Annotated in this window: 31 protein-coding genes; 17 read left to right on the forward strand and 14 right to left on the reverse strand. The window is 65.2% G+C overall.

What is annotated here, in order from left to right:
• Positions 1-67 precede the first annotated feature (67 nt).
• Positions 68-403, forward strand: a complete 336-nt coding sequence (locus ASF30_RS10995; protein ID WP_055906094.1) for a hypothetical protein — start codon at positions 68-70, stop codon at positions 401-403.
• A 112-nt stretch (positions 404-515) separates the two neighbouring features.
• Entirely contained in the window at positions 516-1,004 is a 489-nt protein-coding gene (locus tag ASF30_RS11000; protein WP_055906098.1) for a helicase associated domain-containing protein, read from the forward strand.
• A gap of 21 nt (positions 1,005-1,025) precedes the next feature.
• On the opposite strand, the gene ASF30_RS11005 is transcribed toward ASF30_RS11000, so the two are convergent.
• The 4 genes from ASF30_RS11005 to ASF30_RS11020 form a co-directional block, all read right to left on the reverse strand.
• Positions 1,026-1,406, reverse strand: a complete 381-nt coding sequence (locus ASF30_RS11005) for a hypothetical protein (protein ID WP_157497244.1) — start codon at positions 1,404-1,406, stop codon at positions 1,026-1,028.
• A 136-nt stretch (positions 1,407-1,542) separates the two neighbouring features.
• On the reverse strand, positions 1,543-1,740 hold the full coding sequence (locus tag ASF30_RS11010; protein ID WP_055906103.1) for a hypothetical protein: 198 nt from the start codon (positions 1,738-1,740) through the stop codon (positions 1,543-1,545).
• Between the two features lie 23 nt (positions 1,741-1,763).
• Positions 1,764-2,102: a hypothetical protein gene (locus ASF30_RS11015; protein ID WP_055906106.1), complete on the reverse strand. Its 339-nt coding sequence runs from the start codon at positions 2,100-2,102 to the stop codon at positions 1,764-1,766.
• A 41-nt stretch (positions 2,103-2,143) separates the two neighbouring features.
• Positions 2,144-2,440, reverse strand: a complete 297-nt coding sequence (locus ASF30_RS11020; protein ID WP_055906109.1) for a hypothetical protein — start codon at positions 2,438-2,440, stop codon at positions 2,144-2,146.
• 227 nt (positions 2,441-2,667) lie between these two features.
• Between ASF30_RS11020 and ASF30_RS11025 the strand changes: the two genes are divergently transcribed.
• Both ASF30_RS11025 and ASF30_RS11030 read left to right on the forward strand, forming a co-directional pair.
• A complete protein-coding gene (locus ASF30_RS11025) occupies positions 2,668-3,171 on the forward strand; it encodes a hypothetical protein (RefSeq protein ID WP_055906113.1) in 504 nt (167 codons plus the stop codon).
• Between the two features lie 35 nt (positions 3,172-3,206).
• The gene (locus ASF30_RS11030) at positions 3,207-3,698 is read left to right on the forward strand and encodes a hypothetical protein (protein WP_055906116.1); all 492 of its coding nucleotides are present in this window, start codon (positions 3,207-3,209) and stop codon (positions 3,696-3,698) included.
• A gap of 28 nt (positions 3,699-3,726) precedes the next feature.
• On the opposite strand, the gene ASF30_RS11035 is transcribed toward ASF30_RS11030, so the two are convergent.
• The 5 genes from ASF30_RS11035 to dprA form a co-directional block, all read right to left on the reverse strand.
• Positions 3,727-4,617, reverse strand: coding sequence for a hypothetical protein (locus ASF30_RS11035; protein WP_055906119.1), 891 nt, complete (start codon positions 4,615-4,617; stop codon positions 3,727-3,729).
• Between the two features lie 145 nt (positions 4,618-4,762).
• Positions 4,763-5,248, reverse strand: a complete 486-nt coding sequence (locus tag ASF30_RS11040) for a hypothetical protein (RefSeq protein WP_055906121.1) — start codon at positions 5,246-5,248, stop codon at positions 4,763-4,765.
• A 134-nt stretch (positions 5,249-5,382) separates the two neighbouring features.
• Positions 5,383-5,772, reverse strand: coding sequence for a hypothetical protein (locus tag ASF30_RS11045; protein WP_055906124.1), 390 nt, complete (start codon positions 5,770-5,772; stop codon positions 5,383-5,385).
• Between the two features lie 55 nt (positions 5,773-5,827).
• Positions 5,828-8,005, reverse strand: coding sequence for a hypothetical protein (locus ASF30_RS11050; protein ID WP_082467714.1), 2,178 nt, complete (start codon positions 8,003-8,005; stop codon positions 5,828-5,830).
• 143 nt (positions 8,006-8,148) lie between these two features.
• Positions 8,149-9,012 (reverse strand): DNA-processing protein DprA, encoded by an 864-nt coding sequence (gene dprA, locus ASF30_RS11055; RefSeq protein WP_055906130.1) that lies wholly within the window; start codon positions 9,010-9,012, stop codon positions 8,149-8,151.
• A gap of 146 nt (positions 9,013-9,158) precedes the next feature.
• On the opposite strand from dprA, the gene ASF30_RS11060 reads away from it, so the two are divergent.
• The 10 genes from ASF30_RS11060 to ASF30_RS11105 all read left to right on the forward strand — a co-directional run bounded on the left by ASF30_RS11060 (position 9,159) and on the right by ASF30_RS11105 (position 20,618).
• The gene (locus ASF30_RS11060; RefSeq protein ID WP_055906133.1) at positions 9,159-9,776 is read left to right on the forward strand and encodes a hypothetical protein; all 618 of its coding nucleotides are present in this window, start codon (positions 9,159-9,161) and stop codon (positions 9,774-9,776) included.
• 144 nt (positions 9,777-9,920) lie between these two features.
• Positions 9,921-10,358, forward strand: a complete 438-nt coding sequence (locus ASF30_RS11065) for a helix-turn-helix domain-containing protein (RefSeq protein WP_055906136.1) — start codon at positions 9,921-9,923, stop codon at positions 10,356-10,358.
• 43 nt (positions 10,359-10,401) lie between these two features.
• Entirely contained in the window at positions 10,402-10,878 is a 477-nt protein-coding gene (locus tag ASF30_RS11070; protein ID WP_055906139.1) for a helicase associated domain-containing protein, read from the forward strand.
• 133 nt (positions 10,879-11,011) lie between these two features.
• Positions 11,012-11,815, forward strand: a complete 804-nt coding sequence (locus ASF30_RS11075; RefSeq protein ID WP_055906142.1) for a hypothetical protein — start codon at positions 11,012-11,014, stop codon at positions 11,813-11,815.
• The gene (locus ASF30_RS11080) at positions 11,812-12,420 is read left to right on the forward strand and encodes a hypothetical protein (protein ID WP_055906145.1); all 609 of its coding nucleotides are present in this window, start codon (positions 11,812-11,814) and stop codon (positions 12,418-12,420) included. Before ASF30_RS11075 ends, ASF30_RS11080 begins: the two co-directional genes overlap by 4 nt.
• 1,813 nt (positions 12,421-14,233) lie before the next feature.
• Positions 14,234-16,486, forward strand: coding sequence for a hypothetical protein (locus tag ASF30_RS11085; protein ID WP_157497247.1), 2,253 nt, complete (start codon positions 14,234-14,236; stop codon positions 16,484-16,486).
• A complete protein-coding gene (locus ASF30_RS11090; protein WP_055906151.1) occupies positions 16,483-18,036 on the forward strand; it encodes a hypothetical protein in 1,554 nt (517 codons plus the stop codon). The genes ASF30_RS11085 and ASF30_RS11090 overlap by 4 nt, the downstream gene beginning before the upstream one ends.
• Before the next feature lie 79 nt (positions 18,037-18,115).
• Positions 18,116-18,670, forward strand: coding sequence for a hypothetical protein (locus ASF30_RS11095; protein WP_055906153.1), 555 nt, complete (start codon positions 18,116-18,118; stop codon positions 18,668-18,670).
• A gap of 144 nt (positions 18,671-18,814) precedes the next feature.
• Positions 18,815-19,297: a hypothetical protein gene (locus ASF30_RS11100; protein ID WP_157497250.1), complete on the forward strand. Its 483-nt coding sequence runs from the start codon at positions 18,815-18,817 to the stop codon at positions 19,295-19,297.
• 91 nt (positions 19,298-19,388) lie between these two features.
• Positions 19,389-20,618 (forward strand): hypothetical protein, encoded by a 1,230-nt coding sequence (locus tag ASF30_RS11105; RefSeq protein ID WP_055906159.1) that lies wholly within the window; start codon positions 19,389-19,391, stop codon positions 20,616-20,618.
• 15 nt (positions 20,619-20,633) lie between these two features.
• Here ASF30_RS11105 and ASF30_RS11110 read toward each other — a convergent pair whose 3' ends face one another.
• A complete protein-coding gene (locus ASF30_RS11110; RefSeq protein ID WP_157497253.1) occupies positions 20,634-21,023 on the reverse strand; it encodes a hypothetical protein in 390 nt (129 codons plus the stop codon).
• A 27-nt stretch (positions 21,024-21,050) separates the two neighbouring features.
• Positions 21,051-21,311, reverse strand: a complete 261-nt coding sequence (locus ASF30_RS11115; RefSeq protein ID WP_055906165.1) for a hypothetical protein — start codon at positions 21,309-21,311, stop codon at positions 21,051-21,053.
• 96 nt (positions 21,312-21,407) lie between these two features.
• On the opposite strand from ASF30_RS11115, the gene ASF30_RS11120 reads away from it, so the two are divergent.
• On the forward strand, positions 21,408-21,977 hold the full coding sequence (locus ASF30_RS11120; RefSeq protein WP_055906168.1) for a hypothetical protein: 570 nt from the start codon (positions 21,408-21,410) through the stop codon (positions 21,975-21,977).
• A gap of 2 nt (positions 21,978-21,979) precedes the next feature.
• Here the strand turns inward: ASF30_RS11120 and ASF30_RS11125 are convergent, their stop codons facing one another.
• Positions 21,980-22,642 carry an RNA polymerase sigma factor gene (locus tag ASF30_RS11125; RefSeq protein ID WP_082467720.1) on the reverse strand — a complete coding sequence of 221 codons (663 nt, stop codon included), beginning with the start codon at positions 22,640-22,642 and terminating at the stop codon, positions 21,980-21,982.
• 260 nt (positions 22,643-22,902) lie between these two features.
• Here ASF30_RS11125 and ASF30_RS11130 point away from each other — a divergent pair, with 260 nt between their 5' ends.
• Positions 22,903-23,493 carry a hypothetical protein gene (locus tag ASF30_RS11130; RefSeq protein WP_055906174.1) on the forward strand — a complete coding sequence of 197 codons (591 nt, stop codon included), beginning with the start codon at positions 22,903-22,905 and terminating at the stop codon, positions 23,491-23,493.
• Positions 23,494-23,589: 96 nt separating this feature from the next.
• On the opposite strand, the gene ASF30_RS11135 is transcribed toward ASF30_RS11130, so the two are convergent.
• Together ASF30_RS11135 and ASF30_RS23000 are read right to left on the reverse strand one after the other, a co-directional pair.
• The gene (locus tag ASF30_RS11135) at positions 23,590-24,669 is read right to left on the reverse strand and encodes a DUF4192 family protein (protein ID WP_162240754.1); all 1,080 of its coding nucleotides are present in this window, start codon (positions 24,667-24,669) and stop codon (positions 23,590-23,592) included.
• An 82-nt stretch (positions 24,670-24,751) separates the two neighbouring features.
• Entirely contained in the window at positions 24,752-25,249 is a 498-nt protein-coding gene (locus ASF30_RS23000) for a helicase associated domain-containing protein (RefSeq protein WP_055906179.1), read from the reverse strand.
• 498 nt (positions 25,250-25,747) lie between these two features.
• Between ASF30_RS23000 and ASF30_RS22705 the strand changes: the two genes are divergently transcribed.
• The gene (locus tag ASF30_RS22705) at positions 25,748-26,452 is read left to right on the forward strand and encodes a hypothetical protein (RefSeq protein WP_157497259.1); all 705 of its coding nucleotides are present in this window, start codon (positions 25,748-25,750) and stop codon (positions 26,450-26,452) included.
• Positions 26,453-26,464: the final 12 nt, after the last annotated feature.

The raw sequence follows: 26,464 nt of genomic DNA on the forward strand, positions 1-26,464 counted from the left end.
CGCAGGAACCCTCGCTACCGCGCATGTTGGTGGTGAAGAAGAAGTTCACCTCAGCCTTGGAGCATCAATGCCCGCCAGAGTCCCCCGCACCGCCGCTATCGCTTTCGCAGCCGGAGCCGCCACAATCTTGGGTCTCTTCGTGGGCTGCGCCGTGATCAGCACCGTCGCCGACAACCTCGAAGCGGACCGGATGGCACCCATCGTCCGAGAGACCGCAGGTGAGGACTACGGCATCGCCCGGACCGCCGCGGACGCACGCCAGCTGTGGACGGACTCCAACTTCATCGGGTCGCAGATCCGTGTCCACGGGAAGATCATGTGGGTCAGCGCCATCACCCTCGGCGCCGGCGACGAAGTCGCCCTCCTCGACGTCAACAACAAGGAACTCCCCCGCCGCCAGTAACGGGCCCCGATGGGATCGACCCCGGAAAGCTTGAGCGGCCCCGCCCTTGCTTGGCATTATGGTCCCCGAACGGCGGCCACCCACCTTGGTCAGCCGAAGCCGGGGGTTCACCTTGAAGGAGCGATCTGTCGACGACCCGAAACGCACCTGGGATGAGTCGTTCCCGTTGTTCGTCGCGTGGGTTGCGGAGCATGGCCGGCTGCCGATGAAGACGGCGGAGCCCGGTGAGGAGCACCGCCACGCCACCTGGATGCAGTACCAACGTCGGCACCTGTCCCGCGGTACGTTGCTCCCCGATCATCAGGAGAAGCTCGACGAAGCCACCCCGGGCTGGGAAGGACCTGCCGTGCCTGGCGTTCCGACCGCCGACCGGTATGAGCAGCTGTGGGGCGCCCGCCTTGATGAGCTGGCGACGTGGGTTGCGCAGCATGGCCGGTGGCCGAGCTCGTTGAGCAGCGACCCGGTCGAGGCGCATGCTGGCCGCTGGATCGGGGTGCAGCGCGGAGCGAAGGCAAGCACCGGCCGACGCTACAACGAGCGGTGCGTCCGACTGACCGCTGCGCTGCCCGGATGGGATGCGGAGAAGCTGAACCGGCGCTGACCCAGCGTCCGGGCCCAGGCTTCAGAAGCAGGCTTCAGCCAACTCGATCGAGGTCGTCCCATGTTCGACGTATTCGGTCCCGCCGACGGTGTACCGGATCTGAACACTGGATGCCGTGCCACTCGTGTCGCCGGTCCGTTCGAGGACGAGGAGCAGGTTGCTGGTCGTGTCTTCCGGCAGCGTCGCCCCGGTCGCGTCCCGCCGCAGCGTCCACGCCTCCTCTGTCGGCGGGTACGCGGATGCTCCGATTCCTGACTGATCGATGATCGGCGCGATCGACGCTTCGGTCAGCTTCAGGTTGCTGGGGTCGACGAGGGTGACGTCGATCACTGTCGCTTCGACTCCGTCCGGAGCGGCGATGGTCTCCCCCACGACCATGCTGGTGTCCGGGACAGCGGGCACGCACACCTCGTTGTGCTCAGGGCCTTCGTATTCCAGTGGACCTGAGCCGGGGCTGGCGCTGCAGCCGGAGAGGGCGAGAAGGACGGCTGTGACAGCGGCCGCCTTTCCGCCAAGGTGAGTCACTGCGGGCTCGCCGTCAGTTGTTCGTGACGTCGCCGTCGTCGTCCGCCAGGAGGAGCGTGATCTTGATCTCCTGCGCGCGGCGGTAGCTCTGCAGCGCCTGGGTGGCGACGAACATCAGGCGACCGAGGAGAACCAGCAGCGTGAGCGTCCCGAGCGTCAGCAGGACGAGGAACGCGATATACGGGATGGTGAACCAGTCGACGGTGTACATGCCCTGAACCTATGGGCATGGTGCTAGTCGCCGATGGCAACTCGCCGCGCCTGATTGCGCTTCACTCTGGGCCGCATGAACCACAGCACGATGAGTGTGAGGACGCTCAAGGCGGCGGCGGCGAGCCCGTAGAACATGTGGATGCCGGCGAACGGGTCAGCTGAGTGGAACTGGTCGGATGTGCTGGCCGCGGTCATCGCCATCCACCCGAACAGCGGTGGGACAACGACAACAGCTGCGGCAGCCCACAGGTAGAACCATGGCCTGGACACGAACCGAGGATTCAACACTCGGAGCACCGACCACAGGATCGCGAGGAAGACCGGCACGATCAGGGTTGGGATCAGCAGCAAGATGATCATGGATGGCCCTCCCGCCGTTCCCGGAATCGTATCGGGCGGAACTAGAGCCCGTGCTCCCTGTTTCTCCTGGCGATCTCGTCGTGCCAGTACCGGTTGTTGTTGATCGACTCCCCACCGCGTGACGAATGGTCGTAGGGGAATTGCTTCACGCGGGGGTGCTCGCTGAGCTCGATCACGTTCTTCGTGTTCGATTTCGCAGTCTGGGAGATCACCTCGTACGGCCCGTCCGGTGTCGGGTAGCCGCGCAGCTTCCAGGTGTCGCCTTCCACGTTCAGGTGGATGAAGGTGTCCTCCCGGATCCTGGGGATGTACACCAGGTAGAACTCCTTCCCTGCCATGGACGCAGTGGTTCCGCCCGGCGTCCGCCGTTTGGGTGCGCACGCATCGCAGCGGTCTTCCTCGAGCCCGTGAATGCATTCGGTCATGTCCGCCATAGTGCCACGATCTTCGGCGACGACGTCGGCCAACGACAGCCGAAGTTCGCAGCCAGCTTCCAGCCTCCGCGTCGGCGGTCGGGTCTAGGCTCCGATCACTGCTGTTCGACTTTCATCGAGGGGGCTGACCGTTGACAGATGCGCTGTATTTCACCATCACCGGAATGGACGCCGGAGGGCGCACCGTTCAGATGTCTGCTCGTCCGTCGTCGGAGCCGCGCGGCATCATCCATGACGTATTCGAGTCGTTCGCTGCGCTGCACACCGAGACGGTGGCCATCCATGCGGTGAAGGCTGAGGACGGGTTCCCCGCCGCGGCCATCTTCGACGGCACCCATGTCGGGCTGCGGGCGTTCGACCAGGACCACCCCGGCGAATGGCTGCTGGTGGCGACGTTCGCGGAGCCGCCATTCTCCGACACCCCTGGCACATTCACCCCTGCTGGCGGGATCCTCTGGCAGGTAGTCACGCAGCTCGGCCGTCACGACGAGCAGGGGATCCTCCCCGATGTGTTCGACGGAGTTCGGGCCACTGCCAACCCCGCCCACCTGGTCGTGCCGCCACGGCTACACATCCCGGTCGCGGTCGATGACGACGGGCAGCCCCTCGAAGGGGCCGGAGCGTCGATCGGCTGAGCTGACGCCCAGCGACAGCGGGTAGCGTTGATCGGATGGCCGACCCCGACATCCCCGACGCCCGACGCACCCGTGACGAGGCGATGGCCCGCCTGAACGACGTGTTCAGCCGACGCACCCGGCTGCTGTGGGTTCTGGTGTTCCGGAACCCTTTCGACCCGGGAGAGCCGACGATCTCCGCGTCCACCGTCGGGCTAGGCGCGAACACGAAGTTCCGTGACGCCGCCCGGAAGAACACCGACGTCGACGTGGAGTTCTGGTTGCTTCTCGCCAGCCACCCGACAGCCCCGGAAGACGCCGCCGACACCGCCATCGAGTCAGTCGAGGATCCGGAAGCCGAATGGGTGCAGCTCCGCACCCGACGTGCCGGGAAGACCGGGTACCGGGACACGGAGCAGTGGAAGCTGCTCACGACGTTGGAAGCCCGCGGCGATGACGGGGCCGACCCGGAGGCGACTGGCCGTGACCGGTTCCGTCAGCTGGTGGCCAGCCTCACGCCGAGGACCCGGAACCGCCGGCCGTGGTGACGCGGTCCTTCTGACTGGGCCGGGATGGTCAAGCGCGGGACGCGAGCCATTCGGCTTTCCAGGCTTCATGCGCGGCTCGCTCCTCTTCTTCAGCGACTGCGCGTCCGCGCATCCATTCGTCGATGAACGCTTCGGAATCGGTGATCCGGTCGTGAGTCTCTACGCTTCCGGTTTGACGATCGACATTCCCGATCATCCCGGCTCGGCTTGCAAATGACCTCAGGTGAGCTGGCCAGTTCTTCTGCGGAACCCTTTTTGCCTTGAGTTCGTAGACCTGCTCCGGGTAGGTGTAGAAGGACGGGGTCGGCAGGGGTTCCGTGCTGATCCTGTTCAGCAGAAACCATGCCACCTCGAACCTATCCAGAAGATCGCGGAAGTTGGACCTCCTGGCGGACCAGGACGCCGCTTGGTCCGCCAGGCCGGTGTCACGCTCCTCGAAGCTGTCTCCTCCGGCAGGGTCGACGTAAGCGGAGATGAGCTGGCCGAGCTTGTGGATCTCGGATGCTTCTTCTTTGTGCCGTCCAACCCACTTGACGGCGGCCTTCCGCCTCGCGGCGGTGTAGTGGTATGGATCAATCCCGATGAACGGCTTCAGCTTCTTGGTGCCGAACGGTCCAGACAGAACGTAGTACTCGTGCTCGACGGACGAGGATGTTTCAGTGACGGTCACTGAGACGACATCGCGCATGTAGCTGTCGCCCTCCCAGTCCCACATTTCGACGAGGTCGTAGGAGACGGTGAAGGGGCCATCGGGCCACATAAGTGGGACGTTGTCCCCCTGGAAGTTGTGGCCCTCCATCTCTCCGAAAACGTTCCGCTTCAGTGGCGGTGCCGGTGTCGGCTCTTCGATGTAGGCGATCACCTTGTTGAGGTTCGGGGCGTCCCAGGGTTCGGGGGCCCTCGAAGGATCGGCGCTCATGGTCATCTCCAGTTCTGTGCGGGAGGCCCGCGGCGTTGTCGGGTCCAACATGCGCGGATGGCAACCCAATTGTCAATCGTCGAGCAGCAACGACGAAGCGCCCCGAACCGAAGTCCGAGGCGCTCCCCTTCTAGCCGATCCCGATTCAGGCCGGGATCGGCTCCAGCTGCGCGAGCTCCGCTGCGGCGTCAGTGTCCCAGATGATCGCCCCGGCCTTCGTGTGGGCGACCATGAAGGTGCGCCCGTCGACGGTGATGATCGAGTTGACCAGGAGTGCGGTGGCATCCGTCTCGTCGAGAGTGAGGTCGTACCGGAAGGCCGCCCAGTCGATGAATGCAGCCAGGTGCTCCTCGGTGGGGACGGGGTCGTCAACGATCTGCTTGGCCACGTTGATCCAGGAGAACAAGCCGGCCAGCACTGTGATGACTGCAGCGACCGCCAGCCAGATGCCGGGAGCGTCCTCGCCCGGGAGGAGGCAGAAGAAGAATCCGACGAGCCCGCCGGCGGATGCTGCCAACGGGCCGATGGCTCGACGTCCTGCGAACCGGGCTCCGCGGCTGAACTGCTTGCCTGTGTGCACGAACGGGGTGCCGGGGAGGTCGGGGTTGATGGGGTCGGGGTGTGCGTTCATACCCAGACCATCGGGGTGGTCGGCGGTTGCGGTCAGGCCGGAAGGCTTGGAGGTTGCTGGGAGGAGACGGTGAGTCAACTGGATCCGATCGGAAGGGTGCAAGGTCGTGGCCTTCATGCGCGGACCGGACCAGTTCAGCTGGTCGTCGCCGGCCGTCCGTCGTCTCGGACGTCGTCGAACCAGTGCACCTTCCCGGTGGTCTCCGCCGCCAGGTCCACCAGCTCCGCCGTCCGCTTCGAGGCTTCAGCAGCGTCGACGAGTTGGGCGGCGGCGGTCAGGTCAGCGGGCAGTTCCAGCTCACTGCTGTTCCCGTCGTGATGCACGCCGGCCTCCGCGCGGAGGTGCCAGCCGGCGAGCTGCTCCAGCACCGTGGTTAGCGACCACTGGGCCGCCGACAGTTGACCGAGCAGGTCCGTAACTTCAGCCGGATGCGGCACATGCTGTGTCGAGTCCGCCAAGGTGCGAGCATCCTCCGCCAGCTCAGCGGCTGCTTTCACCTGGCGGAACTCCTCGAACGTCGCCATGCTTCACAGTGTGGCACCGACAAGCGGCGGGCGACAGGGCCACCCGCCGCTGACGTCATTTGACGACCGCTGCCGTGGCCGCGCTCATCTTCGCCACCGGGGCGTACCCGACCTTGGAACCGGTCACCTTCACGGTGAGCTTCTTCCCGACGACCGCCGCGGTCGGCGTGAACGTGGAGTTTGTCGCACCGCTGACCGCTACCCCGGCGGCGTACCACTGGTACTTCAGTCCGACCGTCGCCGGCGACCAGGTGCCAGTCACCGCGGTCAGCACTCTCCCGACTTTCGCGGTGCCGGTGATCTTCGGAACCGGGGTGGCGGTCAGCTTCTTCGCAGCGGGGACAGTGATCGTCGTCGCGCTCGTCTTCAACACCGTCGTGTAGCCGGTCTTCGTTCCGGTGACCGCCACCAACAGTTTCTTCCCGATCTGGGCGGACGCCACCTTGTATGTGGATGCGGTCGCCCCGGAGATGGCCGTACCGTTCGCGTACCACTGGTATCTCAACGTGACCGGCGCCGGAGCCCACCCGCCAGGAGACGCGGTCAGAATCCCGCCGAGCGCCACTGTGCCGGTGATCTTCGGGACCGCTGAGATCAACGTCCCCGGTTTCACGGGCAGGGTCGCCAAGCTCGTCTTCGTCACGGTGACGTACCCCGCTTTGGTCCCGGTCACCTTTACGGTGATCTTCTTACCGACCTGCGGCGGCATCGGCGTGTAGAACGGCGCGGACGCAGACGGGATCGCCACCCCATCGGCGTACCACCGGTACGCGAAACTGACCGGCGCGGGAGCCCATGTTCCAGCCGACGCGGACAGCCTGATTCCGACCTTCGCTGTGCCGGTTATCTTCGGCGCGGGTGTGGCCGTGAGCGGCAGTACCGCCGGTGCATACTCTGCCGTCCCAGCCGACGTGCCATCCGTCAGGAACACCTTCCCCTCCAGGTACCCCTGCGACGCGACAAGAGCACGGTCGTTGGTGAGCGCGGCGGCGACAACCTCGGGAGCCCCGTTCACGAATCCCGAGCCGAGGTCTTTGACGAACACCGTCCCGGCGGCCGTCCCGTTCGACTTCCACAGCTGGGTGGCAGCGCCGATGTAGAGCACGTTCGTTCCTCCGCTGAATGGTGACGGCCCTCCGTACCGGGTGGGCACAGTCGCCAGGTCGATAGTTCCGGCTGCGGTTCCGTCGGTGGAGCGGATGATCTGCTGCTTGGGTACGTTCCCGTCAGAGGTGGCGAGGTACAGCCGCCCTTTCCACAGGTAGGAGCCGTTGAAGTACCAGCCGGCGCCGAGCGTCTCTTTAGTGCTGCCGTCCCATGCGTATGTGACGGTGCCCGTGTCGGTGCTCTGGGAGTAGACGAGCTTCCCGTTCACCCCTGCCATCGTCAGAGCGTTCTTCGAATCGGGCACCATGCTGGTGCCAGCGGTCGTCCCGTCAGTCACCCACAGGTTGTAGACGTGGCTGGCTTCTTCTTCATGGGTGATGGCAAGGAAGTACACCTTCCCGGCTACCTCCACAGGGTCCGCTCCTGGGATCGGTCCGGTGATGGGATCGCTGATGGTGTGGGTGCCTGCTGCAGTGCCGTCGGAGACGTACATCTTGGCGTTGGTCGGCGCCCACGGGGTGAAGTACGCACGGCCTCCCGCGGACGCGAAGCTGCTGGACGAGGAACCGTAGGCACCTTCGTAGACCTTGGTCGCGGATGTTCCGGCGGCGTTCGTCGCCCAGACGCCGCTCTTCCCCGTCGTGGTGTCGGTCGCTCCGAAGTACACGAGGCCGCCGGCTGCTCCCAGGATTCCGTACACCACCGATGTTGTCGAGCCGCTCACTCGTGTGGTCCCGGCGGCTGTGCCGTTGGTCCGCCATAACTCCTTCCTTGTGCCGTCCGACGCTGCGACGAAGTACGTGTACCCGCCGGCGTCGGTGAACCCGACGTCGCACTGGTCTCCATTGTTGGAGCACATGGATCCGCTGGCGCCGGGCGTGATGTCTTTCACCAGGCCGGTGCCGGCTGCTGTCCCGTCGGTCTTCCACAGCTCCATGCCGTAGGTGGCGGTGTGAGCTGCGAACAGGACTGTGTTGCCGGTGCTGTGCAGGTTCGAGTACGGGGTGATCCCATAGGACGAGTCAGCTCGCGCAGGTGCAGCCCCGACGAAGATGGTGGCCATGGCGACGGCCGCCGCGACAACCGCTCCGACAATCCGACGTGATGCGGTCAGGCGTTCAGACATGCGGGTGCTCCCCAGTTGTCGGCAGTCCACCTCGAGCCACTCGGGAACTGTTGCAGGCTGGGGTTGGTGCCGGTGCCCCAAACCGTATTGCGGTTCAAGCTGGTGTGTCTATGACCAGTTCGCGTGGTAGCTGCCGCCGGCGGCTACTCCCCCTTGGCCTCCCAAACCTCTTCACCGGTGGTGACGAGGGTGGCGACGCCTTCGCGGATGACGCGGTGGCAGCCGGCGGAGCTGACGGAGGTGATGGGTCCGGGGACGGCGGTGACGGGGATGTTGAGGGCGTCGGCGCACGCGGCGGTGGTCAGTGACCCGGAACGCATCCCGGCTTCGGTGATGACGAGCACGTCAGACGCGGCAGCGATGAGTCGGTTGCGGCTGAGGAAACGCCATTTGGTGGGCTGGGTTCCCGGCGGGAGTTCGCTGACGACAGCGCCGTGCTGGCCGATCCGGTGGATGAGCTGGTCGTGTCCGGCCGGGTAGGGGCGGTCGACACCACCGGCGAGCAACGCGATCGTCTTGCCGTCGGCGGCGAGGGCGGACCGGTGGGCCATCCCGTCCACTCCGTACGCTGCGCCGGAGACGATGGTGGCGCCGCGGCTGACGAGGTCGGCGGTGATCTCCTGCGTGGTGGTCTCCCCGTACATGGTGGCGGCGCGAGCGCCGATGACGCCGGCGCGGATGCCGTCGGTGAGGAGGGTGGGATCACCCTTCACGAACAGGATGATCGGGGCGGTGTCGCGTAGCTTCCCAGCCCATGACGGCCAGCCGTCACCCTCGGGGGTGAGGACGGTGATGCGTTCACGTTCGATGACCTTAAGCGCGTAGTCGACCTCGGTCTCGGACGGCCTGCGGCCGGTGCCGGGGATGGAGGTGCCCGGCAGCTTCGCCAGAGCGTCGACCGGTCCGTGGTCTGCGATGAACCGTCCGACCTCAGCGTTCCCCGGCTCGACGATGAACGACAAGGCGATCCGGGCGGTGGTCGGGTCGGTCGTGGTGAAAGCAGTCATGGTCGAACTCCAAAGCGTGAGGGTGTCGGTTCTTCTGACACCTACATGCGCGGAGAGCAGCCGTTCTGTGCGGTTGTGCACACACTCGATGTACGTCAGTGAGGATGCTCGCAAGGGGGTGTACCCGAGGCGTAAGGTCAGGGACCATGGAGTATCTCGAACCGGCGACGCATTGGTTCGCAGCATGGCGGGATGCGCAGGGTTGGCCTCACATCGATGTGCCCGACGATCTCGACGGCCGCACCTGGTTCAAGAGAGTCGCTCGCGCTCACCCCGACGTGGATGTGGAGTTCTGGCTGGCGAAGTTCGATCTGTGGGTCCTCCGCCAGTCGTTCCAGCCGATCGGCTTGAAGCAGGTTCGCTTCCCGCTGTCGATCAAGTTCGACTCCGCCGTCGAGGACGACGACGACGGATTCGGTGGGTTCAAAACCGAAGAGGGCGAAGCTGCCGACTCGGTCATCGAGTCGATCCTGACGGGCGAAGGTCGGTTCATCAGGTTCCGGGTCCGGAAGGCAAACTACGGACGGTACACCGATGAGCCCGTGTGGAAGCTCTGGTCGGAGCTCCCCCGCGACGAGAGTCTCTGGACCGAGGACATCGGCGGCGAATGGACATGGTTCGACGAGCGCAAGGCTTTCGAGGTTGCCCATGAAGCTGTGGGCGACGATCGACCGACGTTCCCGTTCATCGGCAGACCGGAGCGGACCTGGCCGGACCTGCTCACTCAGCACGAGCTCAACCCGGACGTGCGAACGAACATGTGACCGCCAGTGGTCGTGTCCTCCAGCGGCCCGTTATGTCAAGACCATTGCATGCGTGCAATGACTTTGGCCGAAACCATTGCGTGCATGCAATGACTTTCCCGATTCGGCTTCCAGCGGCTTGCGACACCTCATAGGTTTGCCCGCATGACCACAGACTGGCCCGAATACCTTGCCCAGATCACCAACGGGGACACCCTCACCGAGATCTCGAAGCGCACCGGTGCGAACATCGCCAGCGTGCACCGGTGGCTGCACGGGAAGACCAACCCGACCCACACCCAGATCGCTGCCGTGTGCCGCGCATACAACGTCTCCCCGGCTGCCGCGTTCGTCACCCTCGGCGTCCTCGAAGAGGCCGACCTCGACCCGGGATTCTGGACGCAGGACGCACCGGTCCGCCTCGCCGACTTCGACACCGACGTGCTGCTGCGGGAGCTCGGCCGCCGCGTCCAACCCCGCCCTGAACCCAAACCGAAAGGCCACGCCCGCCCGAAGGTGAAGACGCTGCCGGACTACTCCGAGACGGACCTCACCAAGGAGATGATGCGGCGCGCACGCGAACGGGAGAACGCCAACTCCTGACCGAGACCGGGCGCGGGCAATGCCCCCTCGGTAGGCTCATCTCATGAGCACCGACCAGGCTCACCGGAACGCCCGCACCGCCCAGGAGAAAGAAATCGCCTGGCGGGAACGATCCGCCCAGCTCGCAGAGTTCCTACGCGTCCACGGCCGGAAACCATCCCGCCGCTCCTACGACCCGATCGAAGTGCAGCTCGGCGAATGGCTCCACCATCAACGCCGCATCCAACGAACCACCGGCCTGCCCGACGAACGATGGCACACCCTCGACGACAACGCACCCGGCTGGGAAGACACCGTCGACAAATGGCAGCTCCGACTGGAGATGCTGATCGAGTTCCTCGCCACCGAACACCGGTGGCCCCGGCAGTCGGAGAACACCGAACCGCTGGAACACACCCTCGGGAACTGGCTCGGGAGGCAACGCACCGCACTCCGCACCGGCGAGCTCAGAGAATCACGGCTCGCAACACTGGACGAACGAGTGCCCGACTGGGAGACCGGGAACGGGCCGATCGGATGAATGGCCGACGTCGGAGAACGCGGGCGGCGAGGCATCAGCGAAGCAAAGCCGACCCCGGGTTGATCCTTGCCTTCGCGTTCAGCGGTCGGCCACAATGACCTCAGGTGTTTCACTCCCAGCCTGAGGAGAAGAAGTGACCGAACTCGACGTACTCGACGACCAGCAGGTCGCGTCCCCCAGCAAGATCGAAGCGGATCTCGGTGTGGGCGGGCGCAGCCTCATCATCGCTTCCGGGATCGCCATCCCCTCATGGGGCATCGACGACCCGAAACAGCACCGGGAACAATGCGTCGTCCACCTTCGAATACCAGCGGACCGAATCGAGCACGTCACCACTCACGTCGGTCTGGCCAGCATCGGCAACGACGACACCGGTTTCGGGATAGCTGTCGACAAGGCAGACGTTTCGATCAACCCGACCACCGGTGAGCTCGATTTGACCACTGAGCTTTCCTTGGCTGGCGACTCGGTCATGTGGAGGTTCTCCTACCAGGTGGTCGCCACTGTTGTCCGCACAGTGAACGAGATCACAGGAACGATCGGCTGGCCGAAAGACCGTCTCGACCCGGGCAGCACGTCGCCGTCGGCCGTCGCCCCGCATTTCCTCATCCAGCTGAACGACCGCGTCATGACGAAGATTGAGGGAGAGCCGGGCACCTTCGGCGGGGAGACCGAAACCCTGACCCCTATCGGCGTCGGAGAGATCACAGCTGTCAAGTACGGGTCGAAGAACATCCAAGCCACCTACCGGATCAACAACCCGCCGAAAGGCCGTGAGCTCCGGGTGACAGTGACCCCCATCGGTTTCCCCATTGGCGCTGGTGAGACGGTGGGCGCCGGTGCGGTTCCGGCTGGCACTGACGTGTTCACCTTGACGATCGATCAGCCGTCCAGGTCGAACGTCGACTTCAAAGTCGCATTCTCGAGGGTCCGATGAGCAGCTGGGACATCGAGTATGGGACCAGGTCACCGTGGGCTGTTTGGGAGGAGTATGCCATCGAACCGCCTGATGACCATGCTCAGCCCATCGTGAAGATCCCCGTGACAGGGCCGGCACCGTTCAACACGTTGGCGGTTGTTCGTGGCCGAGCAATTGTCGGAGACGGCTTCGTCTCCAACGACCGGCCGAAGCCAGAGCGACGGTTGGTGAGCACTCACCTGAAGATCCCGGACTACGACATGGAGCGGCCCTGGCAGGAGCAGCTGCAGCACTCCACCACAGCTTCCCTGTTCCACTTGTCGCAGACAGACCAGACCGGCTCTACCGATGCCGGCGCACACTTCATCGCCGCAATCGACTCGATCGTGTTCGAACCTGTCATCAACGAAGACACCGGCCGTCTCAGCATCAACATCGACACCAACAAGCTGGGCGACCAAGTCACCGCCATCCACTTCCTGGAGATGACCAGCTGGGTTCTCTACTTCGACCCGAAGACTGTCAAGCCGGGAACCCCGAAGCCACGTGAGCATCCGCCGGTAAGGACCGGACGCGGGGAAGGCACCGGCGGGCAGATCGGCCTCGACAACATCGGCGGCTGATCCCGCGACTGAGGTCGCGCCGGCGGTAGCCGCCCGCCGGACGGCGCCGACGTCGGAACCCAACCCGAGCGCAGCGAGGCAACCCCGGCGCGAAGCGACGGCCGGCGGTAGCCGTTCGCCGGAGGGCGGCTGGCTGGATTGGTGATGGGGTCGAGGCGAAATGGGTGTTAAAAGATTGAGGCTCGAAGGCTTCGCCTTCTCGCTCTCGTATTGATGAGCTCCTCGTTGGTCTTCATGTTCGTCGTCTCGTTCAAGTTGATCTTCTTGTTCGTCTCCTAGTTCGTGCGTGCTGGTGCACGGCGACGCGTAGCGTCGCTCGTGCGCATGCTGTCCGGAGCGGATGCGGAGGACAGCGTATGCGCGGCTCGGGCGTGGCTCGCCCTGGCGGGCTCGCCTGAGCTTCTGCTCGTTGGTCTGCTGGTGGGTCTTTACGTTCAGGCAGGTGTTCGTCGGTCTGTGGTTCGGTGTGTGGGACTTGAGCTCGGGCTTCGCCCTCGGCGTCCTGCGGACGCTGTCTCGGCCTGGCGGCCTCGGTTCGCTGCGCTCACGCATGCACCCTGCGGGTGCATGGCTCACCCCTGGCGGGGTTCGCCGGATCGCAACGTTGTTGCGATGGCTGCCGCCGGCGGCTTCGCTCTTCCGTGGTTCCAAGGGAGGGGGTCGTTGAGTGCAGGCGGGTAGTTCAGGCGTCATGTTGATCCGGGTGTTGCTCGTCCAGTTGGTCGGGGCGTTGTTCGTATCGGGTGTTGTTCGTGTCGTTCGTCGGGGCGTCAGTCGGATCGATGCCGTCAAGGGGTTCTGGGCGTTCACGCTTCACGGGGACCGTCACGGACTGAATGCTTCACCCTGCCGGGGGCGGCTTCGCATGGTTGGGTGGTGCTGTCTGGTGGCGGAACGATGGACGGGGCGGTGGCCTGCTCGATCATCTTCACGGTGGCGACGGACGCGTCTGTGGCTTGGTGGCGTATGCCCGCCCCCGGCAGGGAATGGCTGCGCAGCAGACATGCAGTGAGCTCGTTCTACGAGCGAACGATGCACCGCAGGTGCATCCCACGAGCGAGCGCCAGCGAGGGAGTACACACGGTGCCGCGAAGCGACATCGGGTGCATCGACGGAAGCTGCACACGGCAGCGACCAGACGACGGGAGTCTGCACACGGCAGACGAGCCACCCACGCCCCGAAACCGGGACGGTGAGGCGGTGACGGGAACCTCCCTTCAGGAGGTACACGGAATCGAAGAACTGGAAGACGTCCGTAAAGGGCGCCTGACAGGTGTGAGACGCTTCACGCCGCAGGCGGGAAGGCCGACAAAACGAAGAGCAGGAGGATGGCACCGACCGAGAAGAACCTATAGGGGTTCAGAAGGGAGGTGGCGGCGGGCGCGGAGCCGGTTCCACAGCGGGCGATTCCAGGAGCCGCTTGCGGGCTTGCTGAAAGTGGTTGCAAGCCGCTGGAATCCTTGCGTTGTTTTGACGTTTTCGCTGGTCGGTGGCCGTTTCCATTTGCGTGATTCCGCCGGATGCAAACGTGGCATTTGCCGGGATTCTCATTGTGACGAAATGCGGGGTGTTCGCTGCACGAAAAGTGGCCGCCGCACGCAACCCAGCTGTGACCGAAACGGCGGTTGTCGCCACATGTCAAAGGGGCATGTTCAACCTCAGCTCCACGATCCGCGCATGGAAGTTGACGCGCTCCGGAAGCCTCAACGCGAACCCTCAGGTGTTCGTCCAAACTGCCGGTGTTTTCGCTTCCGGAGTTGTGCCGGGAACCGCGATCGTCGCGCACCGAGATGAGCGTGGACTGGCTCACTACATGTTGACGCCGGAGCACCAGAACGCAGCGTCGTTGGCGTCGCATCTGTCGAGGGCTGTCGCGGCCCGCGTCGACCCTGTCGACCACCTGCCAGACCTCGGTTCCGTGGCGAAGGTTGTGTCGCTCCGCACCGGCCGCCGGCCGCAGCTGATCGCCCGCGATACACAGTTCGGTGCGGACCCGGCAGCGGTGTCCCGCGCTCTGTCGGTGTCGATGGCTGAAGGCGAATGGGTCGCTGCTGTGCTCCGCCGCCCGACGAACTCGGAACGCCGGTGGATGTTCGACTGGCTGGCCGGACAGTTCGGTCAGGCGAACCCGACGTACCACGCTCGCCGCGGCGAAGCGTTGCTGGTGTCGCTGTATGCCGGATCGGATTCCGTGGAGTCCGCCTCTCAGCTGCTCGCTGGGGTGACCGCTGCGATGCCCGGGTTCGACTTGGACGCCCGGCCGGTGGCACTGTCCCGCAGCCGCGACGCACTCCCGATGCTCGGCTTCTCCGTCGCCGCTGGTGTCGCCGCCTGGTTCCTCAGCCACGGTGTCGCCGACACCGCCCACCTGCCGGAGTTCACCGGGACCGCCGCCTGGGCTGCCGCCGGCGCTTCGCTGCTCGGAGCTCTGGGCCTGTCAACCGGACACATCCGTGGCCGGTACGCGAAGATGCGCGCTGGGCTGTCGGTGGGACGGTTCCCGAAGATCCGGAAGAAGGCGCTGCGGCCGGCCCGAGCTCAGGAGCCGACCTTCCGTGACGGCGTTCAGGTGACCGGCAAGTCGAACGCCGGGTACGGACTCGTGAACGACGCGTTCATGCTCGGCCAGGAACTGCCGGTGTCGCTGGCCGCCCCGCACGGCGGCACCGCATCCGGTGAGTCATCCACCGCAGTCCGTGAAGCGCCGGCGGTGATGAACCAGATCATCGGCCCGCGCATCGGACGCTCCGCCGGCAAATGGGTGGCACTGTCCGCGAAGGACCTGTGGCAGGGGATCATGTTCCTCGGTGTTCCCGGATCCGGTAAGTCCGTCGCCCTCCGCAACCTGTGGGCGTGGATGTGCATGGAGCGAGCACGACCCTCTGGCCGCGACGGGTACCCCGGCGCCCGCAACGTCGTCATCGCGTTGGAGACGAAAGGTGAAGGCGCCGCCGCGTACAAGCAGATGTCCCAGGAGGTCGGCGACAGTGTCGGCGTCTGCGACCTCGCCGATGACACCACCCCGGCGATCGACATGTTCCCCCGCATCGGCTCACTGGAGAACCAAGCCCGCACCATCACGAACGCGATGCGTTACGTCTGGGGCGACAACAGCATCGGCCACCACTCGTTCAACATGCTCGCCCGTGTGTTCACCGCCGCTCTCGTCGTCGACCCGGCGATCGCAGCTCAGGCCGGCACCATCCGGGTGGGCGCCTCCCCGTTCTACTACGCCTACATTCTGCTCGGCGGCCACGGCGACGACCACGCCGTGAACCTCGCCGACGCGATCCGGTCGCAGGCGGAACTGATCAAGGCTGTCGAAGGGTCCGACCTGGCTGTCGCCTGCAACGAACTGTCCACCATCTTCGGACCCGGCGTCACACCGAGCGCCCGGAAGACGATGACGGAAGCTCCCCGGAACAAGGCAGCGCTCCTCCTCACCGCTGAAGGCTGGTGGTCCCGCCCGGCGAAGGTGTCCTGGGATCAGATCCTCCAGCAGGGCTGGGGCGTCATCGTGAACGTCGGCCCCACCCCCGGCGGTCAGCCGGTCGACAAGCAGCTGAAGGAAGACATGGTCGCCATGCTCATGTTCTCCCTGTACGAGGCCATCGGACGCAACTGCTCCAGCTGGGAGTCCGAAGGCCGCCGCGTCTCCGTGTTCTCCGACGAGCTCACCGAGGTCGCCGGGCAGTCGCCGGAGATCATCGAGTGGATGAAGGACAAGGGTCGTTCGTTCGGCATCCAGCCGGTGTTCGCCACGCAGCGTGCCGGCCAGCTTGACCCCGCCGTCCGCGAGTCCGTCCTCGGCTTCGGCACCATCCTCGCGTACACGCAGGATGTCCCCGCTGTCATGCAGCAGCTCGTCGCTGACTTCTCCGCCGACGGCACCGAATGGTCCACCGCCGACGTCGCCAACCTTCCCCCGTTCGAAGCGATCGTCCGTTCGCGTGTGAACCGCGCCCGGCAGCCTGCGTTCACGGTGAAGCTCGCGAACTTCGAGGACAACATGTCCGACTACAGCCGCGTCCAGTTGGAAGCTGACGCTGAGGACATCCTGCTGTGAGCGAATACCAGTCGTGGGGTGACCTGCTCGAGGAGCACGGTGAAGACGCCCTCATCGAGACGTACCTGGACACCGCCCCCGCCGACATCGACGACTCCACCCCGGCGGAGAAGCTGGACACCGGCGACGGCGAACTCCCGGAGGCGGACGACGCCGACGACACGGTTCCGCACCAGACCCCCGGCCTGAACTACTCCCGCCGGCTGCACTTGGTGGAGGACTCCTTCACCGACTCGATCGACGAGGCGAACATCAAAGTCCGGGTGGACCCGTTCTACCAGGACCTGTGGCCTGTCGGCTCCCGCGCCTCCTGGGTGGACGTGAAAGCAGCCCGCGACCAGGTCGCCGCCGGCATCGGACGTCTCCCCGCCCACCTGAAAGGGAACCCAGCTGACGCAGGCCGGAAGATCCTCCGGAAGCTGAACCCGTACCTGGACGTCATCGCCGCCCTCGATCAATTTCGTGTGCTGACCGCCGGGCAGCTCGCCGCGGTCACCGGCAACCCCGCACTTGCCTCCGGCCGTTCCGCGCTCATGACTGACCTGTTCACGGTCGGCGCGATCGAGGTCGGCATCTTCTCCAACGCCCTCTTCCACACCCGCGACACCCCGTCCCTCACCCTGTACCGTCCCGGGAGTTCATCGTTCTTCGACAAGAAGATCAGCCCGGAGCTCACCTACGCCGAATGGCTGTCCGTCACCAGCGGGAAGACCGAGAAGATGGGCGGGCAAGGCCATGACCGTCACGCGGTCCTCAGCGCCGAGCTGGCGTTGCGTGTCGCCGAGCTCGGCTACAACGTCCAGAACGTCGTCGGCGAACGTCTCTCCTCCGCCGCGCTTCTCGGGTTCACCGGTCTCGGTTTCAAGCAGCCGGACAAGGCGAAGTTCACGAAGGCTGGCGACTTCACCATCCTCCGCGCGGACGGCGCCCGCGTCGTCGTGGAGGTCACCGCCACCATCGGCCGGGCCCTGCAGCAGAAGATCGAAACGTGGGCGCAGCTGCTCGCCGGCCGCCGCATGGACGAGTCCGGCCTCGCAGTCATCTTCGTCATCGCCGAGCACGGGGCGACCGGGTCCGGGAAGGTTCGGAACGCCGTCTACAAGATGCTGCGCGACGCCTGCCGGAAGTACCCGGGTCCGAACTTCGACCGCACCTGCAAGAGGTTCGGTGTCGCCGACTGGCGCGAATGGTTCCCCGCCTCCACACACCTGTCGGAAGACTTCTACAACCTGGTGTGCGACCGGCCGACCGCGCCGGGCGCCGCCGACTTCGAACGCGCCGGGTTCCTGAACCCTGCCGACCTGCCGTTCAACCCGGAAGGTGACTGGGCTGACGCAGCGCTCGACAACGTCGCTATGCTCCGCGGCACACCCGTCTGGCTCCGCGGCCACCGGAACCCGGTTGACCTGCTCCCTGTCCTTCTCGAGAAGAGCGAATGGAAGACCATCCCGGTCCCGCCGCTGCACCGCCCCGACCTGACCGACGGGAGCAGCGTGTTCGGTGTCACCCCGATCGCGGAAGCGAAACCGCCGAAGCGGATGCGGGTGTAGGCGAGGCGTTCAGGGAAATCCGGTGGCGTCCGCACATGTGTTGGGCGAAGCAGATCAACCTTTCGAACGGACATCTCCCATGCACGCCATCTTCTCCCCGACCGCCGGCATCGACCTCCTCACGGCTCACCTCCACAGCGAGATCGACTCGGCCCTCGCCGAGCTCGCCTTGTCGGACGACGCCGTGTTCATGGAGTTGTTCATGTCTTTGACTGCTGTGGCGTTGATCGCTGCGACCCAGGTCGAGATCGAGAACGGGGCTGAGGGCGGCCAGTCGACTCAGGCGATGGAGTGGGCAGCGGAGCAGCTCCACGACGACATCCACGCCGGGTCTGAGGACCGGTACGTGATGGGAGGCCGTCTGTTCCCGTCCGGGACAAGCGACCACACCAGGGTCACCGAGTTCCTGGTTCACATGCACCTCACCCTCGACACGTGGATGGGGAACCCGCCCATACAGATGCCGCTCAGCTACGTGGTGACGGTGAAGGAGCGCACCCGGATGTTGCGGATCGCCGCCCACGTCACGAACTTCTATGCCGCCGCGCTCAGCCAGAGCCTGCAGCTAGATGCCGAGTCGATCCTCGTCTGGTTCCACAACACCAACTCGAACCTCTCCCGCGCTGCAGCCTGAACACCCTGCACGATTCTGTCTCGTCCCAGCTCGTCACCGGGCAGGAGCCTCTACCGCTGCCGACACTTTCGTGGGTGAATAGGCCGCATGGCTGACTTCATCATCGCCACAGCATCCGCAGCCCATCTGAATGCGATCGCGGAGATGCTGGCGATCGGCGATCCAACCGCGTCGACGCTGGCGAAGTATGTGGTGCAGGACACAGCCCAGCGCCGCGGGTTGTCGATGGTGGCGGAACGTCCGGACGGCTCGATCATCGGGATGGTGGTCGGGAAGATCCGCGCTTCCGACGACGAACCGGTCGATGTGACGACACTGGACGTGAAAGCGGAACGCGTCATCGAGACGGCTGATGCGGCTCGGGTGTGGGATGCGCTGTTCCAGCAGTACGCCGTGACCGCGGCCGAGCTCGGGTTCCAACGTGTCCTGTTCCGCACCGATGAGGCGACTGCGGCGAGGATGGTCGCGCTCGGGTGGACCTTGCTGGATTCCGGACTGTCGTGGAACGGCGCCGGCGGGCCGACGGACCTGCATACGGCTTCCCCGGAGGACGGGCACCAACTGGTGGCGTACCCATGTGATCCGGAACGTTTCGGATGGCCAGGACCTCAGCCCTCTAGGGCGTGAAGGCACCGACGCTTCCCGCCTGGCTCCGGCTTGCCGCACCTAAGCGGCACGTCCTCTACCGCCGGCCCCGGTTTCGTGGGTGAATGGGCGCATGGCCGATTTCATCATCGTCAAAGCGTCAGGTGTTCACCTTGAAGGGTTGACGGAGGTGCTGGCGGAGGCTGGCGATAACGCACCGCAGATGGCGCATTTCCTAATCGAAGACACCGCGCACCGTCGTGGGTTGACGTTGATCGCTGAACGGCCTGACGGGTCGATCGCTGGGAGCGTCTCGGGCACTGTCCGGCAGACTCCGGACGGAGACCAGCCACGGGATGACCTGACGACATTGGATGTGCAGGACGTTCGGGTCACCGATCACGATGACCCGGAGGCTGTGTGGAACGCGTTGTTCCGGGAGTATGCCAAGGTCGCCACCGCCCGCGGCTACCACCGTGTCCTGTTCTCAGCGCCCGCACCCGTTGTGGAGCAGCTGGCGAGCATCGGGTGGATGGCGTTGGAGGCTGGGCTGGCGTGGAACGGCGCCGGCGGCATGATGGACATCTTCGCTGCGTTCCCGGAGGACGGGCACCGGTTGGCGGTGTTCCCGTGCGACTTGGAACGGTTCGGTTGGGAGGTGACGTCTCCACCGTTGTTGGCTCACGGGGTCGCCCCGGAACTGTTCGCACGGTTGGCGAATGAGTCCCTCGCAGAGGAGGGCGGCTCGAAAGCGCGCGGGCTGGGCGAGCTGGACATCAACAACGTCGACCGTGGCCTGCTGATCCAAGGGAACGTGGACCTGGTGTCGATGCTGTTCGACGACCTTGCCGTCCTCGACGCCGTGACCGAAGGGGAATCCGCCACGTTCGACCAGGTGGATCAGGAGTCGTTGGACATCATCCCGCTGCTGCCGAAACGGTTCCTCGGCCAGTACGACCGGAGGTTCGCCCGTCAGTTCATCGCCGCAGCACTCGACGTCGGCGGCCGGTTCGCACGCCATTGGGATGGCCCGGCGTCCGTCGCTGAGGCATTGGCGGTCCGATTGACTCTGCTGGTCGCGAAAGCGTATGCCGATGACGTGAACGTGGTGCTCGACCCGGAGACCGGGTGGATAGAACAGATGATGGAGGAGCTGCTCGAAGACACCGACCACATGTACCTGTACGAAGATGAGCTCCCACCGTCAGTGGTTCAGGAGTCTCTGGGTTTGAACAACCTGGCGTTCGACGAGTGGTTCGACCCGTTCACCGACGAGATCACGTCGACGCCGTTCGCGGACGGTGAAGTGTTCGGCCGCGATGACGCAGGCTTCGACAACGAGGACGGAACCTGGCCGGTCTAGTGAGCATCGAGGCGGCTACGCAGCCCACTTCACGGGGACCGCGACATCGGTGAGCCGGAACGGGATGAATGCGGGCAGCAGTATCTCGAACGAGACGACATCCAGCACCACGATCGCGGCCGATGCGAGCCTGGCAGCTTCACGCAACGCCAGCTCGTCAGAGGCCGCCCAGCTGAGGGATCTCACCGCGGCACTCGCTGCCTCCCGTGCGGCGTCTGCTTGCCTGGACCGGCCGATAGCGTCGATCGCCAAGATGATTGTCTGCTGTGCGGAGTCGAGGCCTTCCTCGAGACTGACAGTGGTGTTGATCATCGACACGATGCTCGCGTCCCATTCCTTCAGAGAAAGGGTTGCCAGCGAAGTGATGAACGGGTTCACATACGCTGACATCGGTCCGAAATCCATGCCCTGAGCATATGACCGGGGCGCAGTTCAGCCGCGGAACTCCCACCCGTACCGTGGGTCGTTGTCGATGACGACGGCGTGGAAGAAGCTGACGGACGCAGGCAACTTGGTGGGTGGGGTGAGCATCGGGAGGACTGTGTCGTCGTCGATGCCGTAGCCGGCCGCGATCAGCAGCTCAGGGTCGTCGAGCAGCTGGACGATCGTGGCGTGGACGGCTTCCTCGGAGTTGACGGTGATCCGCAACTCGCGGGTCATGTACCCGACGTGGATCTCGTATCTGCCGCTCATGCCAGGTGGACATGTGGCGTGGCCCCTCGTCTGGGCGGTTCCCGGTGTCTGATCGGCCCGGTACGCTCAAGCGACTCGCCGATCTTGGAGGCTGCCGTGCGCCTGACCATCCCGCTCACCGTGCTGCTCACCGCTGCCGCTCTGACCCTGACCGGTTGCGCTCCGACGAGCACGGGCGCGGCGCCGACGAAGACCGCAGCGTCAGAGATCGCGGAGACGCCGACGCCCACACCGACACCGACACCGACACCCGAGCGGATGACGACAGAAGAGGCTGCCGACTACTACCTGGACACGGTGTGCCCACAGAACCGCTTGATCGGCGACTCGAACTTGGCGCTCACCGATTACGACACCACCGGCAACTACGGACCGATTGCCGGCACCGCAGCGAAAGCAAGAGACGGAGCTCAGGCCGCCGCATTGCGTCTCGATGACAAAAACGTGCTGTGGCCGTCTGATGAGATCGCCGAGGACATCGTGAAGATCCGGGACGACTACTTCGCCACCATCAGCACCTATGACGCCTGGTCGTTCGCGACCGACTTCACTGCAGTCGAGAACACCACCTGGCCTGACCGCACTGAGGTGAAGGCGGCAGCGCAGCGCGTCCGCGCTCGGCTCGGATTAGCTCCCGACATCGTCGAGAGCTGCACCGGCCACTGAGCTCAGCCTGCCAGGTGCGCCACCGGCCGAGCCTGGCTCACCGGCTCCGGCGCACAGAGCTTGTACGAGTCGGTGACAGTTGCCGGATGCTGATCCCAGCGCTGACGAAGCCGCGCTCGGGCCCTGGACAGGAGCACCGCGGCGTGGCCGGGGGTGACTCCGGTGGCTTCGGCGATCTCGGCTGTGGTCTTCTGCTCGACTTCGGCGAGCCAGATGATGGCTCGCATCCGGTCGGGCAGCAGGTTGAACGCGTCGATCGCGTGACGGCCGCGTTCGGTGGTGATCGCCAAGTCCGTCGGGTCGGGCAGCACGGGGTCGAGGACGCCGTCGTCGACGTCGGTTTCGAACTCAGCTGCTTCCCACATAATGCCGGTGGTCAGCACTTCGGTGAAGGTGGAGCCGATCCCTTTCCCGCGGGCGACGTGCTCAACGACTCGGGTGAACACGTTGGCGACGACATCGTCGGTGTACCCGATGTCGAGTGATCTCACGTCCAGCTCGCGACGGGCCGCGGCGACAGCCCACGGGTAGGAGCGGCGGAGCATCTCGTCGAGCGCGGACATGTTGCCGGCGCTGACTTGTGTGGTGAGCGCCTTGTCGCTCATGCGTGCGTAGAGCTGGTCTGTCCGGGGCGCGGACGGGTGGTGCTGCAAAACTTCCCCCATTGAAAGCTGTGTGACTGCTGTGACGATTAGACATTAGTGATTGTCGGCGCGCCGTGAACCCCGGAAGGTACCCCCCAACCGCGGAGGTGCCGTCGGGCGACTGGCGGCATCCCCGGAATCTCGGGCATCCTGGCGAGAGCCGGTTGTCACGGTGTCACCCGAAAGCCCCCGCACTGGGGCGGGCTGACGATCACCTACAGGTGTCAGACGGAAGGAAACCGGCCCGGACCGCGCATGAAGGTGGTGACCAAGGAGACCCTGTGACCGCCGACGTGCCCACCATCACCAGCCCCGACGAAACCCACCTCGCCGGATTCATCCGCTTCTTCGCCGCGAACGGCCACGACGCAGCACTCGCCACGAGCATGTTCCGGAAGATGCTGGCCGGCGCTCATTCCCCCGGCGTTGTCGGGGTGGTCGCCGAGGGTTCCGACGGTGACATCATCGGATTCGCCAGCGCCTCCGTCTGCCTTGGCGGAATCGCCGACGGCAACGCTGTGGTCGACGACTCCACCCTCCGCATCGACGTCGTGGACGGGTACACACACGACCGGTTCCCTGACCTCGACCTCGCCGTCGCGTTGTTCGAGGGAATCGCCGCCGTCGCACGGAAGCGCGGATTCGCTCAGATCGTTGCGTCAGCCGACCAGATGACAGCGACCGCTCTCGGCGAGAACTGGACAGTCGCCACCAGCTGGCGATGGACTGGCGCCGACGACTTCCTCGTGACCCAGTTCCCGATGGCTTTCCTCCCCGCTGAAGACGACGGCCATGTCGTCGTCCAGGTGTTCCGCGACGTGCACGGCACCGGGTTCGACATCCCCGACACTCTGGCGGACATCACCAGCTGAGCTCAGGCGGTCAGTCGGAGCCTGGTCTTCGCCAAGCAACAAAGAACGCCCGGCAGGGATCCCCCGCCGGGCGTTCTTGCTGTCACCGTGGCGCGGTTACGCGTCCGGGTTCAGGTGGATCAGGTCAGCCTCGTCGACCTGCGGGATCTGGAACGCCCAGTCGGGGATGAACCCGCTGTCGGTCATCGTCTTCAGCAGGGCGGGGAACGTGTAGTCCGGGTCGATGGCGATCGACTGGTCGGCGAACACGGCGGCGCGGGACGACTGGCCGAGCGCCCAGGCGCACCAGCCGGCCATGACCAGCGGGGCGGCGCGCTTCTGGGTGGGTGCGGACGCGGCGAGGAGCAGCGCGACGTCGAGTGCATTCTTGAGTCGGTCCACGTCCGGTCGGTCTCCCATACCTGCGAGGGTGGCGCCGAGGGTGTCGTGGATGACGGTGTGGTTCGCGACGTTCAGGAGTGCGTGTCGGGCGATCTTGTCGGACTCGTCGTCGCGGCCGCGTGCCCACTGGATCAGGGCGACGTCGCGCATGGTGGGGCTGTCGAAGATCAGCAGGAGTCGTGCCCGCTCCGTGGCGGTCAGGGCGTCCGCGGTGATCGCGTCCTCGAACAGGGTGAAGATGCTGTCGAGGTTCCCGAGGTCGGTGGACGGCTGGTCGACCAGGGCGGCGATCTCGTCACGGATGGTGGCGTCGACGTCGGGGAGCTTGGTCTCACCGAGGTACGTGGCGGTGGGCGCTTCGACGAGCTCGCTCACGGCGGACTCGCCGATCTCCGCCAGCGGGTGTCCGTCGGCGGGTGTGTCCTTGTCGACGAAGGACATCCACCGGGTCGGGGTGACCATCAGGAAGTCGCGGAGGGGCGGGCCGACCATGTCGGAGTACGCGGTGAGGTCGGCGGCCACCTGAAGGTGCGGTGCGTACCCGTCGACGTAGTCGTCGTTGGTGTAGATGACGGGGACGATGTGGGTGAGGTTGTCGACGCGGGTGACGATCTTCAGCATGTCGGTGACCCAGTTCGGGCGGTTCGTCGCTTCCAGGTCGAAGCGGATCCCACCGATGGTGCGGTTGCCGTTGAACGCGACGAAGACGATGCTGTCCGTCGGCGTGTATCCGAGCATGGTGGGGAGCAGGGCGAGGAAGTCGTTGCCGGACTTGGCTTTGATGACGTTGGTCATGAGGTGATTCTCCTTCTGGGTCGTCACCCACATGTGCGGAACAGCCGCAATCTGCGCTCCCGCATAGCCGATCTGATTCAGCTCAGAGTGCGAGAAGCTCCAGCACCAGCTCAGCACGCTCCGGCGGCAGAACCCCAGCGTTCGACGCCACCTTCTGCTTCGACAGCCACCGGCCGAGCTTGTCCTCAGCGGCACGCTCCGGCGGCAACGTCGACGACGGCAACCGATGCGTCAGCGGCTTCCTGCCTGTCGAGTCGATGAACTCCCGCACAGCTTCCGCTTTCGACTCCCACCGGTGATCCCGGGGAGCGCACTCAACCCACAGATCACCCAGCGCAGACTTCAGGTACGCCCGACGCGGATCGGTGAGAGTTCCGTGCCGGTCAGCTTCACGCTGCTTCGACACCCACCTGCCCAACCGGTCCTCCGCCGCCAGATCAGCCGGCATGTCCCGGGCAGCACCCATCCGCGACAACGGCAGATGGCCGTGCTCGCCGAGGAACGCAGCGACCGAGTCAGCGGTCTCACGCCAACCAGCGCCGACCACCTGGTCGACGAAGGAATCAAAGGGGAAGTCCATACATCTTCTATGCGCGAGGGAGGGTGCCGGCTGCTGATGCCAGCCGGGTGCAGAGGTCACGCATAGAACCGGTGGAACGAATACCGGAGACCCATGATGATAGACATCGACCAGATCCTTACCGACGCTGCAGAGGCGGTGACCGCCGAGATGCCCAAAGACACAAGTGCGCAATGGCGTTCCCGCTTGGACGCCTTCAAGGCGTGGAAGGAGGTCTCCGGGAAGTGGCCGTCCATGAACTCTGTCGATCTGGACGAACGCAGCTTCGCCCAATGGCGCAACAAGCAACTGCGACTTCCAGCTGGGTCTGACCGGCGTGCCACCCTCGACAACGAGGTGCCGGGCTGGGTCCGTTCGCAGTCCCGCTGGGATGAGGCGTTCGCTGCGCTGCTCGACTGGTCCGCCGACCATGACGGTGCCACCCCGCGCGTCGGCGCGTCAGGCGATGAAGGGCCCCACGCCACATTCCTCAGGCACAACCGACTTCACCCGGACCGGGTGACCGCAGAGCAGCGTGCGCTTCTGGATGTGGCTTACCCAGGTTGGTGGAAGACGCAGCACGACAAGTGGATCGAGGAGCTCGACGGGTTCTGCGTCTGGTTCGACGAGAACGGCAAGACGTTCCCCCGCCGATCGGTGAAGGGGACAGAAGAGTTCCGCTGGAACCGCTGGCTGGAAGGGCTACGCCGCCGCACCAACGACCCGAAGAAGCTGGAACTCCTCGACGCCAGAGTTCCGGGATGGCGAGAGTCGGGAAGCGTCGCGGAAAGAATCACCACCCCAGACCTGACATGGATGTTGGGGTTCAATGCGACATCCGACTGGGTCGACGAGCACGGAGCGCTCCCACGTTCCAACGGCGACGACACCGATGAGTCGTTGCACGGGAACTGGCTGAGACTCCAACGCCGCCTCGCTGATGGTGAATGCGCCGAACTCCTCGACGAGCGGCTCCCCGGATGGCGGACAGGCCGGGCCTCTTCCCCTCGCTGGCACATGTTCGTTGCGAACGTGGAAGCGACAGCTGCTTGGCTGGAACAGAACCCCGGCCGCACGCCGACATACTCCGAACCGAGTGTTGAAGGGCGCGCCGCGCACCAGTTCCTCACAAGGCTGAGGCACGCGTCGGACAACTACTCAGAGAAGGCCCTCGCCCTCGCCGATAAGCGATTGCCTGGATGGCGGACCACGAGACAGAGCTGATCTCGGAGGAGC

Source organism: Leifsonia sp. Leaf264 (assembly GCF_001422325.1).
Lineage (GTDB): Bacteria > Actinomycetota > Actinomycetes > Actinomycetales > Microbacteriaceae > Orlajensenia.

Coding starts and splice junctions, on each gene's coding strand:
- ASF30_RS11100 (WP_157497250.1), top strand. CDS start 18,815: ATGCTGGCGATCGGCGATCCAACCGCGTCGACGCTGGCGAAGTATGTG.
- ASF30_RS10995 (WP_055906094.1), top strand. CDS start 68: ATGCCCGCCAGAGTCCCCCGCACCGCCGCTATCGCTTTCGCAGCCGGA.
- ASF30_RS11060 (WP_055906133.1), top strand. CDS start 9,159: ATGGAGTATCTCGAACCGGCGACGCATTGGTTCGCAGCATGGCGGGAT.
- ASF30_RS11065 (WP_055906136.1), top strand. CDS start 9,921: ATGACCACAGACTGGCCCGAATACCTTGCCCAGATCACCAACGGGGAC.
- ASF30_RS11085 (WP_157497247.1), top strand. CDS start 14,234: ATGTTGACGCCGGAGCACCAGAACGCAGCGTCGTTGGCGTCGCATCTG.
- ASF30_RS11030 (WP_055906116.1), top strand. CDS start 3,207: ATGGCCGACCCCGACATCCCCGACGCCCGACGCACCCGTGACGAGGCG.
- ASF30_RS11015 (WP_055906106.1), bottom strand. CDS start 2,102: ATGATCATCTTGCTGCTGATCCCAACCCTGATCGTGCCGGTCTTCCTC.
- ASF30_RS23000 (WP_055906179.1), bottom strand. CDS start 25,249: ATGGACTTCCCCTTTGATTCCTTCGTCGACCAGGTGGTCGGCGCTGGT.
- ASF30_RS11070 (WP_055906139.1), top strand. CDS start 10,402: ATGAGCACCGACCAGGCTCACCGGAACGCCCGCACCGCCCAGGAGAAA.
- ASF30_RS11105 (WP_055906159.1), top strand. CDS start 19,389: ATGGCCGATTTCATCATCGTCAAAGCGTCAGGTGTTCACCTTGAAGGG.
- ASF30_RS11050 (WP_082467714.1), bottom strand. CDS start 8,005: ATGTCTGAACGCCTGACCGCATCACGTCGGATTGTCGGAGCGGTTGTC.
- ASF30_RS11115 (WP_055906165.1), bottom strand. CDS start 21,311: ATGAGCGGCAGATACGAGATCCACGTCGGGTACATGACCCGCGAGTTG.
- ASF30_RS11040 (WP_055906121.1), bottom strand. CDS start 5,248: ATGAACGCACACCCCGACCCCATCAACCCCGACCTCCCCGGCACCCCG.
- ASF30_RS11020 (WP_055906109.1), bottom strand. CDS start 2,440: ATGGCAGGGAAGGAGTTCTACCTGGTGTACATCCCCAGGATCCGGGAG.
- ASF30_RS11135 (WP_162240754.1), bottom strand. CDS start 24,669: ATGACCAACGTCATCAAAGCCAAGTCCGGCAACGACTTCCTCGCCCTG.
- ASF30_RS11080 (WP_055906145.1), top strand. CDS start 11,812: ATGAGCAGCTGGGACATCGAGTATGGGACCAGGTCACCGTGGGCTGTT.
- ASF30_RS11045 (WP_055906124.1), bottom strand. CDS start 5,772: ATGGCGACGTTCGAGGAGTTCCGCCAGGTGAAAGCAGCCGCTGAGCTG.
- ASF30_RS11010 (WP_055906103.1), bottom strand. CDS start 1,740: ATGTACACCGTCGACTGGTTCACCATCCCGTATATCGCGTTCCTCGTC.
- ASF30_RS11035 (WP_055906119.1), bottom strand. CDS start 4,617: ATGAGCGCCGATCCTTCGAGGGCCCCCGAACCCTGGGACGCCCCGAAC.
- ASF30_RS11095 (WP_055906153.1), top strand. CDS start 18,116: ATGCACGCCATCTTCTCCCCGACCGCCGGCATCGACCTCCTCACGGCT.
- ASF30_RS11110 (WP_157497253.1), bottom strand. CDS start 21,023: ATGGATTTCGGACCGATGTCAGCGTATGTGAACCCGTTCATCACTTCG.
- dprA (WP_055906130.1), bottom strand. CDS start 9,012: ATGACTGCTTTCACCACGACCGACCCGACCACCGCCCGGATCGCCTTG.
- ASF30_RS11125 (WP_082467720.1), bottom strand. CDS start 22,642: ATGGGGGAAGTTTTGCAGCACCACCCGTCCGCGCCCCGGACAGACCAG.